Source organism: Streptomyces venezuelae, assembly GCF_008642275.1.
Taxonomy (GTDB): domain Bacteria; phylum Actinomycetota; class Actinomycetes; order Streptomycetales; family Streptomycetaceae; genus Streptomyces; species Streptomyces venezuelae_E.
In genome coordinates this window covers 4,282,326-4,294,961 of record NZ_CP029189.1, presented here as the reverse complement: position 1 = coordinate 4,294,961, position 12,636 = coordinate 4,282,326, and the positions used below count along the sequence as shown (strand labels likewise).

Annotated in this window: 10 protein-coding genes; 7 read left to right on the top strand and 3 right to left on the bottom strand. The window is 71.2% G+C overall.

Annotated features, from left to right (window positions below):
- Positions 1-87: 87 nt before the first annotated feature.
- Entirely contained in the window at positions 88-1,446 is a 1,359-nt protein-coding gene (locus DEJ51_RS19020; protein WP_150258668.1) for a DUF2637 domain-containing protein, read from the top strand.
- Positions 1,447-1,551: 105 nt separating this feature from the next.
- On the opposite strand, the gene lysS is transcribed toward DEJ51_RS19020, so the two are convergent.
- Positions 1,552-3,279, bottom strand: coding sequence for a lysine--tRNA ligase (lysS, locus tag DEJ51_RS19015; RefSeq protein ID WP_150258667.1), 1,728 nt, complete (start codon positions 3,277-3,279; stop codon positions 1,552-1,554).
- A gap of 168 nt (positions 3,280-3,447) precedes the next feature.
- On the opposite strand from lysS, the gene argS reads away from it, so the two are divergent.
- From argS to DEJ51_RS18995, 4 genes are all read left to right on the top strand, one after another.
- Positions 3,448-5,220 carry an arginine--tRNA ligase gene (gene argS, locus DEJ51_RS19010; RefSeq protein ID WP_150258666.1) on the top strand — a complete coding sequence of 591 codons (1,773 nt, stop codon included), beginning with the start codon at positions 3,448-3,450 and terminating at the stop codon, positions 5,218-5,220.
- 164 nt (positions 5,221-5,384) lie between these two features.
- Positions 5,385-6,869, top strand: a complete 1,485-nt coding sequence (locus DEJ51_RS34590) for a hypothetical protein (protein WP_190620491.1) — start codon at positions 5,385-5,387, stop codon at positions 6,867-6,869.
- 202 nt (positions 6,870-7,071) lie between these two features.
- Complete coding sequence (locus tag DEJ51_RS35745; RefSeq protein ID WP_190620488.1) at positions 7,072-9,294, top strand: hypothetical protein; 2,223 nt, start codon at positions 7,072-7,074, stop codon at positions 9,292-9,294.
- Positions 9,295-9,401: 107 nt separating this feature from the next.
- Positions 9,402-10,199 (top strand): VOC family protein, encoded by a 798-nt coding sequence (locus DEJ51_RS18995; RefSeq protein ID WP_150262007.1) that lies wholly within the window; start codon positions 9,402-9,404, stop codon positions 10,197-10,199.
- Between the two features lie 51 nt (positions 10,200-10,250).
- Here the strand turns inward: DEJ51_RS18995 and DEJ51_RS18990 are convergent, their stop codons facing one another.
- Entirely contained in the window at positions 10,251-10,673 is a 423-nt protein-coding gene (locus DEJ51_RS18990; protein WP_223835872.1) for an ATP-binding protein, read from the bottom strand.
- Between the two features lie 113 nt (positions 10,674-10,786).
- Between DEJ51_RS18990 and DEJ51_RS18985 the strand changes: the two genes are divergently transcribed.
- Both DEJ51_RS18985 and DEJ51_RS18980 read left to right on the top strand, forming a co-directional pair.
- The gene (locus DEJ51_RS18985) at positions 10,787-11,611 is read left to right on the top strand and encodes a helix-turn-helix domain-containing protein (RefSeq protein ID WP_150258664.1); all 825 of its coding nucleotides are present in this window, start codon (positions 10,787-10,789) and stop codon (positions 11,609-11,611) included.
- Positions 11,608-11,853: a DUF397 domain-containing protein gene (locus tag DEJ51_RS18980; protein WP_150258663.1), complete on the top strand. Its 246-nt coding sequence runs from the start codon at positions 11,608-11,610 to the stop codon at positions 11,851-11,853. Before DEJ51_RS18985 ends, DEJ51_RS18980 begins: the two co-directional genes overlap by 4 nt.
- A gap of 18 nt (positions 11,854-11,871) precedes the next feature.
- Here DEJ51_RS18980 and DEJ51_RS18975 read toward each other — a convergent pair whose 3' ends face one another.
- Entirely contained in the window at positions 11,872-12,630 is a 759-nt protein-coding gene (locus tag DEJ51_RS18975; protein ID WP_150258662.1) for a TetR/AcrR family transcriptional regulator, read from the bottom strand.
- Positions 12,631-12,636 lie beyond the last annotated feature (6 nt).

The window sequence follows — 12,636 nt, the reverse complement described above, 5'->3', positions numbered from 1 at the left end:
CAGCTCGGTAAAGGCGCGGTAAGTGCCCGGTGCGCGGCATCGGCAGTCCGCGCTCGGTATGTGCTCGACAAGGGGAGGGGATCGCGGGTGGCCGCGATGCAACTGACTCGTACGCACCGGATTCTCATAGGCGTGGTGGTCGCGGGTGCCGTGATCATCGCGGGGATCGGTTTCGCGGGCTCGTACTCCGCGGTGCGTGCCCTCGCCCTGCAGAAGGGGTTCGGCAGCTTCTCGCTGGTGTTCCCGATCGGTATCGACGCGGGTATCTGTGTGCTGCTCGCGCTGGACCTGCTGCTGACGTGGCTGCGGATCCCCTTCCCGCTGCTGCGTCAGACGGCGTGGCTGCTGACGGCGGCGACGATCGCGTTCAACGGTGCGGCTTCCTGGCCGGATCCGCTGGGTGTCGGGATGCACGCGGTGATCCCGATGCTGTTCGTGGTGACGGTGGAGGCCGCCCGGCACGCGGTGGGCCGGATCGCGGACATCACCGCGGACCGGCACATGGAGGGTGTGCGGATCACGCGGTGGCTGCTGTCGCCGGTGCCGACGTTCAAGCTGTGGCGGCGGATGAAGCTGTGGGAGCTGCGCTCCTACGAGCAGGCCGTCGGCATGGAGCAGGACCGGCTGATCTACCAGGCCCGGCTGCAGGCGCGGTACGGGCGTTCGTGGCGGCGCAAGGCCCCGGTCGAGGCGCTGATGCCGCTGAAGCTGGCCAAGATCGGCGTACCTCTCGCGCAGACCACCCCGGACGCCCTCGCGGCCACCGGCATCGAACCGGCCGTGCTGCCGCCGGTGGAGCAGCAGGTGGAGCAGGTCCAGCAGGCTCCGGCGCTGGCAGCCGCCGCGCCCGGGCCTGCGCAGCAGGGTCAGGCGGATCAGCAGGGTCAGCCGGCCGTGCAGCAGGCGCAGCAGGTTCAGCAGGCGCAGTCGGTGCAGAACCCGGCGGGTGTTCCGGGTGTTCCGGGTGCTGCCCAGCATGTCGCGCCTGCCTTCGCGGTGGATCCGACGGCGATGCCCGCGGCCCACAACAGTGCGTGGTTCGCCGCGCCGCTGGCGCCGCAGGCGGCGTACGAGGGTGGTTACAACCCCCAGTACGTGGAGGGTCTGGAGCCGACGCCGGTGCTGCCGCCGATGGGTCCGGACGAGGAGGGGCCCGTGCAGCAGGAGCTGCCGATCCCCGCTCCGCGTCAGGAGGAAGGCCCGCAGGAGGGCCCGCAGGAGGGTCCTGAGACGCCGGACGAGGCCGAGTTCGCGGAGGTCGCGTACAAGGTGTTCTGCGCGCTGTCGGACGAGAAGCAGGACTACCCGTCGGCCGAGGCGCTCGACATACACCTGTCGGACGGTTACGGCGTGACGCACCCGCGCAGTGGTTCGCTGCTGCGCCGGATGATCCCGGCGTTCAAGCTGCGGTACAACAAGGACCGCGAGGCGGAGCACATCGCGTGACGGTGATCGCCTGATGGTGATCGCCTCACGGTGACGGACATGCGGAAGGGCCCGCACCCCGAGGGGTGCGGGCCCTTCCGCATTCCGCTTCCGGTCCGGTCCGGGTCAGACGGCGAGCAGCTTGCGCACGCGGTCGGCGCCCACCGCCAGCAGCAGCGTGGGCAGGCGCGGTCCGGTCTCCCGGGTCACGAGGAGCCGGTAGAGCAGCGCGAAGAAGGTGCGCTGCGCGACCTTGAGTTCCGGGGTCGGCTTGGCGTCGGGTTCGAGGCCGGCCATGACCTTGGGGACGCCGTAGACGAGGGTGGTCAGCCCGTCGAGGGACCAGTGCGAGTCCAGGCCGTCGAGGAGCAGCCGCAGGGATTCGCGGCCCTCGTCGTCCAGGGACGACAGCAGCTCGGTGTCGGCCTCGTCGCGTACGAGGGTGCGCTGGTCGGCCGGGACCTGGGTGGTGATCCAGTTCTCGGCGCGGTTCAGGCGCGGCCGTACCTCGTCGAGGGAGGTGAGGGGCTGGGTGGGGTCGAGGTCGGTGAGGATGCGCAGGGTCTGCTCGTCGTGGCCGGCGGTGATGTCGGCGACGGAGGCGAGCGTCCGGTACGGGAGCGGGCGCGGGGTGCGCGGCAGCTCGGCGGCGGCGGTGCGCACGGCGCGGGTGTGCGCGGCGGCGTCGGCGGGCAGGACGGTGCCGTCGGCGACCTTGGCCTCCAGCTTGTCCCACTCGTCGTAGAGCCGCTGGATCTCCTGGTCGAAGGCGATCTTGAAGGACTGGTTGGGGCGGCGGCGGGCGTAGAGCCAGCGCAGCAGCTGCGGCTCCATGATCTTCAGCGCGTCGGCCGGGGTCGGGACGCCGCCCTTGCTGGAGGACATCTTCGCCATGCCGCTGATGCCGACGAACGCGTACATCGGTCCGATCGGCTGCTCGCCGCCGAAGATGTGCACGATCTGGCCGCCGACCTGGAAGGACGAGCCGGGCGAGGAGTGGTCGACGCCGGAGGGCTCGAAGATCACGCCCTCGTAGGCCCAGCGCATGGGCCAGTCGACCTTCCAGACGAGCTTGCCGCGGTTGAACTCGCTGAGCTTGACCGTCTCGGTGAACTCGTCCTCGGTGCAGACGTAGGTCATCTCGGTGGTCTCGTCGTCGTACGAGGTGACCTTGGTGAAGTCCTTGCCGCACTGGCCGCAGTAGGGCTTGTACGGGAAGTACCCGCCTTCGCCGGTGCTGCCGTCGTCCTCGGCGGCCGCGCCGGAGCCTTCGGCGGCTTCCAGTTCGGCTTCGTCGACCTGCTTCTGCTGGGGCTTCTTGCCGCCCGGCTTCTGCTTGGTGCGGTACTGGTCGAGGATGGCGTCGATGTCGGCGCGGTGCTTCATCGCGAACAGGATCTGCTCGCGGTAGACGCCGTTCGTGTACTGCTCGGTCTGGCTGATGGGGTCGTAGTCGACGCCCATCTCGGCCATGGCCTCGACGAAGACCGCCTTGAAGTGCTCGGCCCAGTTCGGGTACGCGGATCCGGCCGGGGCGGGCACGGAGGTCAGCGGCTTGCCGATGTGCTGGGCCCACGACTCGTCGATGCCGGGCACGCCTGCGGGCACCTTGCGGTACCGGTCGTAGTCGTCCCAGGAGATGAGGTGGCGGACCTCGATGCCCCGGCGGCGGATCTCGTCGGCGACCAGGTGCGGGGTCATGACCTCGCGGAGGTTGCCCAGGTGGATGGGGCCGGAGGGGGAGAGTCCGGACGCGACGACGACAGGTTTGCCGGGTGCTCGGCGCTCCGCCTCGGCGATGACCTCGTCCGCGAAACGGGAGACCCAGTCGGTCTCGGTGCTGCTCTGAGCCACGACACGTCCTTCTATCTCGAATGCTGGCTTCAGCCATTCTCCCAGACGGAAGGGGTCGCTCCGAGGTTGCTTTTTCACCGGGAAAGGGTTTGCCCTCGCGTGGGATACTCGGCTCTTGTCGGAACAACCAAGTGCACTCTCGGCACGACCTCACAGGAACGGCAGCTCATGGCCTCGGTCCCTTCCCTCGCTTCTTCCGTCAATCAGCGCGTCGCGGACGCCCTTGCCTCGGCCCTGCCGGAGGCCGGTGGCGCGGACCCGCTGCTGCGACGAAGCGACCGGGCCGACTTCCAGGCCAACGGCATCCTGGCGCTCGCGAAGAAGGCGAAGGCCAATCCGCGGGATCTTGCGGCGACCGTGGTCGGGGGCATCCCGACCGGTGACCTGATCCAGGAGATCGAGGTCTCGGGCCCCGGCTTCCTCAACATCACCATCACCGACCGGGCGATCGTCGAGACCCTGGCGGCGCGGGCCGGCGACGACCGTCTGGGGGTGCCGCTGGCGGCGGACCCGGGTACCACGGTGATCGACTACGCGCAGCCGAACGTGGCGAAGGAGATGCACGTCGGGCACCTGCGCTCCGCCGTGATCGGTGCGGCGATGGTGGAGATCCTGGAGTTCACGGGCGAGAAGGTGGTCCGTCGTCACCACATCGGGGACTGGGGCACCCAGTTCGGCATGCTGATCCAGTACCTGCTGGAGCACCCGCACGAGCTGGACCACAAGGGCGGCGACGACGCCGACGGGCAGGCCTCCGGCGAGGAGGCCATGTCCAACCTGAACCGGCTCTACAAGGCTTCGCGGGCGCTGTTCGACTCCGACGAGGAGTTCAAGACGCGGGCCCGGGCGCGGGTGGTGGACCTGCAGGCGGGCGAGCCGGAGACGCTGACGCTGTGGCAGCGGTTCGTGGACGAGTCGAAGATCTACTTCTACTCGGTCTTCGACAAGCTGGACATGGACATCCAGGACCCGGACGTGGTCGGCGAGTCCGGTTACAACGACATGCTGGTCGAGACGTGCAAGCTGCTGGAGGAGTCGGGTGTCGCCGTCCGTTCCAACGGTGCGCTGTGTGTGTTCTTCGACGACGTGAAGGGCCCGGACGGCAACCCGACCCCGCTGATCGTGCAGAAGTCGGACGGCGGGTTCGGTTACGCGGCGACCGACCTGTCGGCGATCCGTGACCGGGTGGGCAACCTGGGCGCGACCGAGCTGATCTACGTGGTCGACGCGCGGCAGTCGCTGCACTTCAAGATGGTCTTCGAGACGGCGCGTCGGGCGGGCTGGCTGAACGACGGGGTCAAGGCCGTGCAGCTGGCGTTCGGCACGGTCCTCGGCAAGGACGGCAAGCCGTTCAAGACCCGTGAGGGTGAGACGGTCCGGCTGGTGGACCTGCTGGACGAGGCGGTGGAGCGGGCAGCCACCGTCGTGCGCGAGAAGGCCAAGGAGCTGAGCGAGGAAGAGATCGCCGAGCGCGCGGCCCAGGTAGGCATCGGCGCGGTGAAGTACGCGGACCTGTCGACGTCGGCGGCCCGTGACTACAAGTTCGACCTCGACCAGATGGTGTCGCTCACCGGTGACACGTCCGTGTACCTCCAGTACGCGTACGCCCGTATCCAGTCGATCCTCCGCAAGGCCGGGGACGCGCGGCCCGCCGCCCACCCGGAGCTGGCTCTCGCCCCGTCGGAGCGGGCGCTGGGTCTGCACCTGGACCAGTTCGGCGAGCTGATCGCCGAGGCGGCGTCGGAGCACGCCCCGCACAAGGTCGCGGCGTATCTCTACCAGCTGGCTTCGCTGTACACGACGTTCTACGCGGAGTGCCCGGTCCTCAAGGCCGACACCCCGGAGCAGGTCGAGAACCGCCTCTTCCTGTGCGACCTGACGGCCCGCACGCTGACGAAGGGCATGTCCCTCCTCGGCATCCGGACGCCCGAGAAGCTCTGACGGCGTTCGCGCGAGACGCGCGCCACCCGCACAACCTGCACCAAATGCGTACGGCCCCGGCAGCTGCTGCCGGGGCCGTACGCATTTCGTGACCTCCGAGATCTCCACAACCCCGCCACCCCCACTAATCTGAGCATGTTCAAAAACTCAATGGGGGGAACCGCATGAAGAGCATGAAGCGTCTGGCCGCCGTGGCCGCGGTGGCCGTCGCCGGCCCGACCATCCTGACCTCGACGCCCGCGATGGCCGCCGACCAGCCGGCCGTCATCGTCCCGGACGTGGCGCCGAAGGACGACGCCGCCGACGCGGGTACGCCGGCCCCGGCCGTACCGGACGTCCAGGCCCCGGCCCCGGTCCCCGCGCCCGCCGTCCCCGCGCCCGCCGTCCCGGACGTCAAGGCGCCCGCGCCGCAGCCGGCGCCCGTCGCCGACAAGGCGGCGAAGGACGCCACGAGCGACGAGGACGCGCAGGACGCGGAGTCCGACGGGATGCTGATGGGTCCCGACGTCTCGGTGGCGGGCATCCCGAAGAACGGTTTCAAGGCCGACGGAAGCTGGACCCCGCTGCAGGTGACGGTCGACAACGGCGGCCACGTCGCCGTGCCGAACTACACGCCCACCATCTCCGTCGACGGGTACGGCGGCACGTTCAAGCCCTCCCAGGTCAAGGTCGAGTGGAAGACCGGCGGCGGCACCTGGCAGTCCGCCAAGCTGGCCCAGGGCGAGGCGTTCGGCAACAGCCTCCAGTACAGCGTCGGGACCGGCACGACCCTCGCCAAGGGCACTTCCCACACGGTCGACGTGCGGATCGCGTTCGCCGCGGGCACCACGGTGATGCCCTTCGATCTGACCTCGGCCGGCTTCAGCCGCGTCGGGAACCACGTCGACTACTCGCCCTCCGCCTGGTACACCGCCAAGATCGTCGGTGCGGTCGACGACCGTGAGGACCCGTTCGTCGAGGGCCCGGCGCTGACGGTGAACGGCGTGCCGGAGACCATCAAGGCCGGCGGTGACTGGACGAACCTGTCCGTCCGCGTGGACAACTCCGGCAAGGAGGCCCTGAAGGGCTTCAACGTCGGGATGGTCCTGGCCCGTCCCGACTGGGTCAAGATGAAGCCCTCCCAGATCAAGGTCGAGGTCCTGAGCAAGGACAAGAACGGCAAGGCCGGCTGGCACGAGGCCGAGGTGTGGTCCGAGGAGGAGAGCGTCTTCTTCGGCGTCGACCTCGCGGGCGGCCCGGTCGCGGCCGGTCAGAGCTTCGACGTCCAGGTCCGGATCCGCTTCGCCGCCGACGCGCCGCTCGGCGCCGTCAGCATCTTCTCCTGGGGCTCGTCCAACGTCACCCCGGACACCCCGGGGCCGTGGGCGGACTCGCGTTCCAGGGCCCGTCTGACGACCATCGTCGCCGCCTCCACGGACACGGGCGGGAACGGCAACCAGCCGAAGCCGAACGGCGGCGCCAAGCCGATCACGGACACCACCAGTGGCTCCGGCAACACGGGCACCACCGCCACCACCGGTGGCGGCGAGCTCGCCGCCACGGGCAGCGACCCGGCCACCACGTGGGCCCTCGGCGGCGCGGGTGTGGCCCTGGCCATGGGCGCCGCCCTGGTCGCGGGCACCGGTCGCCGCCGCCGCACCTCCGCCTGAGGCACGACCCGCGTTCACCCGTACGGCCCTGTCCCGGGCCGTACGGGGCGGCGCGGCCCCGTGGACACGGGTGACGTAGGGACCGTACATATTTCGCAATCCTGTAGCCCTCTGCAAGCTCCTCCCGTCTCACTAACCTTGGCGCCTCCCAAGGGGTTTGGGGTGGCTCCGGACATGTCCGGAGCCCGGGGAGGTAAAGAGCATGCAGTTCAAGCGCATGGCCGTCGTGGCAGCAGCCGCGGTGGCCGGCCAGACACTCCTGATGGCCGCACCCGCCGTGGCCGAGGAGCATCCGGCGGTGACCGCGCCGGACGTGGTACCCACGGATGCCGCCGGGCCGTCGGACGAGGCGCAGGCCCCGGCGAAGGAGAAGAAGGACCAGGGGCAGACGCAGGAGAACGCCGAGCCGAAGGCCGAGGAGAAGGCCCCGGCGAAGCCGGAACCGAAGGCCGGGGGGCAGGCCGAGGAGAAGTCACAGGCCGAGGACGCCGGCGCGCAGCAGCCCGCCGTGCAGGCCGTGGCCGCACCGGCCGCGCCGACCGCGCCCGAGGCACAGGAACAGGCACCGGCGCAGGCGCAGACGCAGACGGCTGCGCCCGAGGCCCTCGAAGGCGGTGAGGACACCGGGTCCGACCGGATCCTTCTGGGGCCCGAGGTCACCGTCCAGGGCATCCCGGCGGACGGCTTCAAGGCCGACGGCAGCTGGACGCCGCTCACCGTGACCGTCGACAACTCGGGCCACGTCGCGGTCGACGAGTACACCCCGGTGCTGGGCGTCTCGCAGGCCGCCGGACAGTTCGGGCCGGCGCACGTGAGCGTCGAGTACCGCACCGCGGGCGGGCCGTGGACGGCCGCCGTACCGGTCCAGAGCGCGGCCCCCGCGCTGGGCTTCGCGCTCGGCAGCGCCGGCACGGTCCCCTCCGGCCAGACCCGGACGATCGACGTCAGGATCAGCTTCGCCCCGGACACCCCCGTCGTACCGTTCGACCTGACGGCGGACGGCACGGGCAAGGTCGGGACCGCCACCGGCAGCTCCCCCACGTCCTCGTACGCGACCAGGATCACCGGCGCGCCCGGCGGCGACGAGGAGCCCGTACACGTCGAAGGTCCCGCCCTGACGGTGAGCGGGGTACCGGAGTCGGTGCGGGCTGGCGGCGACTGGACGGCACTCTCCGTGCGGGTGGACAACGCGGGGAAGGGCGAGCTGGCTGCCTTCGACCTGGGACTGGTTCTGGCCCGGCCCGACTTCGTCTCCATGCAGGTCTCACAGATCGCGGTCGAGGTCCTGCGGCCGGGCGCGGAGGGACAGCCGGCGGCCTGGCAGTCCGTCGACATCACCTCCGACGAGGACGGCTACTTCTTCGCGGGCGGGCTCGTGCGCGGCCCGATCGGCGCGGGCGCGGCCTTCGACGTCCCGGTCCGCGTCCGCTTCTCCGCCGATGCCCCGACCGGCTCGGTGTCCTTCTTCGCCTGGGGCACGTCCCAGGTCGACGCGGAGACACCCCCGCCGTGGGCCGGCTCCCGCTCCCCCCGCCGCCTGACCACCCTCCTGGAACCGGCCGCCACCCCGGGCGGGGAAACGCCGGGTGGTGAGACGCCGGGTGGTGGCACCCCGGGCGGGGAAACGCCCGGAGGGGGCACTCCCGGCGGGGAAACCCCTGGCGGAGGCACCCCGGGCGGAGAGACTCCCGGCGGGGGCACCCCCGGCGGAGGAACTCCGGGCGGGGAGACGCCGGGTGGTGGCACCCCGGGCGGAGGCACCCCCGGCGGGGAAACGCCCGGCGGAGGCACCCCGGGCGGAGGCACCCCCGGTGGGGAAACCCCTGGCGGAGGCACCCCGGGCGGAGAGACTCCCGGCGGGGGCACCCCGGGCGGAGGCACCCCGGGCGGGGAAACGCCTGGAGGGGGCGCCCCCGGCGGGGAGACGCCGGGCGGAGGCACCCCGGGTGGTGGCACCCCCGGCGGAGAGACTCCCGGCGGAGGAACTCCGGGCGGCGGCACCCCTGGTGGGGGAACTCCGGGCGACGGCAATCCCGGCGGCGGCACCCCGGGCGGGGAAACCCCCGGCGGCGGCACCCCGGGCGGCAGCGCCCCGGGCGGCAGCGCCCCGGGCGGCAGCACCCCCGGCGGGGAATCACCCGGAGGGGGCACCCCCGGCGGGGAAACCCCGGGCGGAGAGACTCCCGGCGGCGGCACCCCCGGCGGGGAAGCCCCCGGCGGCAACGGGCCGGTGCCGAACGGCAGCACCGGCACCACGCCGATCAGCAGCGGGAGCAACACCGCAACCACCGCCACCCCCAGCGGGAGCGCCCTGGCCGCGACCGGCGCCGACGCGGCCACCACCTGGGCCCTGAACGGTGCGGGGGTAACCCTCGCACTCGGCGCCCTGGTCGCGGGTACCGGTCGTCGCCGCCGCACCAACTGACGCCGCCGCGCCCGGTTTCACCCGTACGGCCCGATTCGGGCCGTACGGGCCGGGTAGGGGACGGCCCGTCCTTCCCCCACCCACGACCGGAGGCCTCCGTGCCCGACATGAACGGCCCCTACAAGCCCGGCACTCCCTGCTGGATCGACCTGATGGTCCCCGACCAGCAGGCCGCCCTCGACTTCTACTGCGACCTGTTCGGCTGGCAGGGCGAGATCGGCCCCGCCGAGCAGGGCGGCTACTCCGTCTGCACCCTCAAGGGCCGCCCGGTCGCCGGCATCATGAAGGCGAGCAACCCGGACGGCACCGTCCCGGACCCGATGCCGCCGACCGTGTGGACCACGTACCTGTCCACCGACGCCATCGACTCCACCCTCAAGTCCGCCACCGACGCCCACGGCACCGTCATGATGGGCCCGATGGACGTCATGGACCTCGGGCGGATGGCCGTCGTCGCCGACCCGACCGGTGCCGTGTTCGGCCTGTGGCAGCCGGGCTCCTTCGACGGCGCCGGCATCGTCAACGAGCACGGCGCCCTCATCTGGAACGAGCTGAGCACCAGCGACGTCCCCGCCGCCGCCGCGTTCTACTCCGCCATCCTGCCGATCACCACGGCCTCCTCCCACATGCCCGGAGCCGAGGGGTACACGGAGTTCAAGGCCTCCGGCCGCGTGGTGGGCGGAATGATGAACCTGGACAAGGCGCCCCCCGGCACTCCCCCGAACTGGCTGCCGTACTTCCAGGTCGACGACGTCGACGAGATCCAAGCCGCCGCCGTACGGGCCGGGGCCACCGTCCTCGCCCCCGCCTTCGACATGGTGGCGGGCCGCATGGCCGTCCTGGCCGATCCGCAGGGCGGCCCCTTCGCGGTGATCACCTCGACGGTCACGGAGCAGCCGGCCTGAGACTGCGGGCGCACAGAGGAGGTTCCGTTCCCCCTGTGCGCCCGCCCGGACTCACGCGCCCGCCGGCGGGACGGCCGGTCGGGCCGCGCGGCGGAACTCGCACCAGACGACCTTGCCCGGAGTCCGGGGAAGCACACCCCATTCGTCGGCGAGCGCGGTGACGAGGGTGAGGCCCTTGCCGTGCGGTCCCCCGGCGATCCGGGAGAACCCGGGCCCGCCGTCGTGCACCTCGATGCGCAGGGTCGCGTCCTCGAAGCCGAACAGCCGCAGCAGGTACCCGCGGCCGGGCGGGACGCCGTACCGCAGGGCGTTGGTCGCCAGCTCGCTCACGCAGAGCAACAGGTCACCGGTACGGTCGGCCACCCCCCACACCTGCAAGGTGTCACGTGTGAACTGGCGGGCAGCCGCGACTGATCGGGGCGTGCGGAGGTAGAGGCGCTCGCGTACGAGGGCCGCCTGGATCGTTGGATTCACGGGACGATCGTCGCGTTGCGTGACTAGCGTGTGACTGGGCGCCGACCCGTACTCCTCGATGAGTACGGGTCGGCAACGGGTATTCCGCATGCGTGGGTGGGGAGTTCGCTGTCATGCCACCGAGGAAACGAGCACGGCCGAACGCGACGACCATGAAGATGGTCGGCGCGATGGTGGCCGCCGCCCGCATCGCCAAGAACCTGACGCAGAAGCAACTGGGCGAACTGGTACGCCTGGACGCGGAGACCATCGCGTCGATCGAGCAGGGCCGGCGTGCGTTGATGCCGAACGTCGCCGAACTGATGGACTTCCACCTGGGGCTGCCGGGGCTGCTGACCGTGGCGGCGAACGAACTGCCCGCCGTGGACGCGACTCCCCCATGGGCCGAGGAGTACATGGACCTGGAAGCCAAGGCGATCGCACTGTCCTGGTTCGACAATCAGGTGGTGCCGGGCCTGCTCCAGACCGAGAGCTACGCCCGGGCCGTCTTCAGGTGCCGTGTCCCGGCCCACCCCGAGGAGGAGATCGAGGCGCTGACCGCCCGCCGCATCGCACGGCAGGAAATCCTGCGGCGCAGCACGCCCCCGACGCTGAGCTTCGTCGTCTGGGAGGCGGTACTCCGCGACCGGCTCGGTGGGGACGAGGTGTACGCGGAGCAGCTTCGCCACCTCCGCGCGTGCGCAGACCTGCCGGACGTGAGCCTCCAGGTGATGCCGCTGGGCGGGACCTCTCACGCCGCTCTCGACGGTCCGTTCACGATCATGGAGACCCAGGCCCACCAGCACCTCGGCTACACCGAGACCCAACGCGGCAGCCATCTGATCTCGGACCCCAATGAGGTCAGCATCATGGCGCGCAGGTATGCAATGCTGCGGACTCAGGCCCTCAACACCGAGCAGACTCAGGGCCTGTTGGGCCACCTGCTAGGAGAAACATGAGTGCCACGACCGCACTGAAGTGGTTCAAGTCCAGCTACAGCGGCAGCGACGGTGGCCAGTGCCTGGAAATGGCCGTCGCCTGGCGCAAGTCCTCGTACAGCGGTGGTGACGGCGACGCCTGCGTCGAGATGGCCGTCGGCCCGGACACCGTCCACGTCAGGGACTCGAAGGTCCAGGACGGCCCCGTCCTGGACGTCGCCCCGGCGAGCTGGGCGCAGCTGACCGGCTGGGTCAGCGAGTAGCGCGGCCGGGGCCGGCCGTCACCCCGAGCGCTCGGCGACCAGCGGGGCGAGTCCGTCCAGGATGCGGTCCAGGCCGAAGCGGAACTGGAAGTCCGGCTCGCCGGAGCCACTGAAGGCATCCGATTCCAGTAGCCGTGTCACGGCGGGGTGGCTGTCCGGACCGGTCATCAGGCCCAGGGTGCGCACGTACTGGGCCAGCGCCTGCTGCGGGGCGACGCCCGACTTCACGATGGCGTCGATCATGTCCGCGGCCATGGTGGCCTCGTTCCGCACCAGGCCGCCGATCAGGATGATCGTGGAGAGCTTCTCGCTCTCCTTCAGGCCCGTTCCCGCCATGGACGCGAGGCCGCGCTCCATCCAGGCCAGCTGGTTCGGGGAGACGGGCGCGGCGGTGATGGGGATGCGCAGGATCCAGGAGTTGGCCATCAGAACGGCCCGCTGCGCGTACGCCCAGTCCGTCAGCAGCTCCCGCCAGCCCGCGCCCTCCCCGGCCGAGGGGTCCGGCGGGGTGCCGACTCCCGCGTCGGCCATCAGGATGTAGAGCTCTTCCTTCGCCGTGACGTACCGGTAGAGGGACATCGTCGAGACGCCCAGTTCCTTGGCCACCCGGCCCATGGAGACGGCGTCCATGCCTTCCGAAGCGGCGAGGGTGACCGCCGCGTCAACGATGCGGGGGAGGGTGAGCGTGGGGCGTGGGCCCTTGCCGGGGCGTTCGCGCAGGCCCCAGGCCATTTCCAGGCTCGCCGGGAGTCCGGTGCCGTTGTCCTCGTCCGCCATGACCGT

Bases quoted from the DNA above. Each gene is read 5' to 3' on its own strand.
- argS (WP_150258666.1), top strand. From the start codon at position 3,448: ATGGCCTCGGTCCCTTCCCTCGCTTCTTCCGTCAATCAGCGCGTCGCG.
- DEJ51_RS18995 (WP_150262007.1), top strand. From the start codon at position 9,402: ATGAACGGCCCCTACAAGCCCGGCACTCCCTGCTGGATCGACCTGATG.
- DEJ51_RS34590 (WP_190620491.1), top strand. From the start codon at position 5,385: ATGAAGAGCATGAAGCGTCTGGCCGCCGTGGCCGCGGTGGCCGTCGCC.
- DEJ51_RS18975 (WP_150258662.1), bottom strand. From the start codon at position 12,630: ATGGCGGACGAGGACAACGGCACCGGACTCCCGGCGAGCCTGGAAATG.
- DEJ51_RS35745 (WP_190620488.1), top strand. From the start codon at position 7,072: ATGCAGTTCAAGCGCATGGCCGTCGTGGCAGCAGCCGCGGTGGCCGGC.
- DEJ51_RS18980 (WP_150258663.1), top strand. From the start codon at position 11,608: ATGAGTGCCACGACCGCACTGAAGTGGTTCAAGTCCAGCTACAGCGGC.
- DEJ51_RS18985 (WP_150258664.1), top strand. From the start codon at position 10,787: ATGCCACCGAGGAAACGAGCACGGCCGAACGCGACGACCATGAAGATG.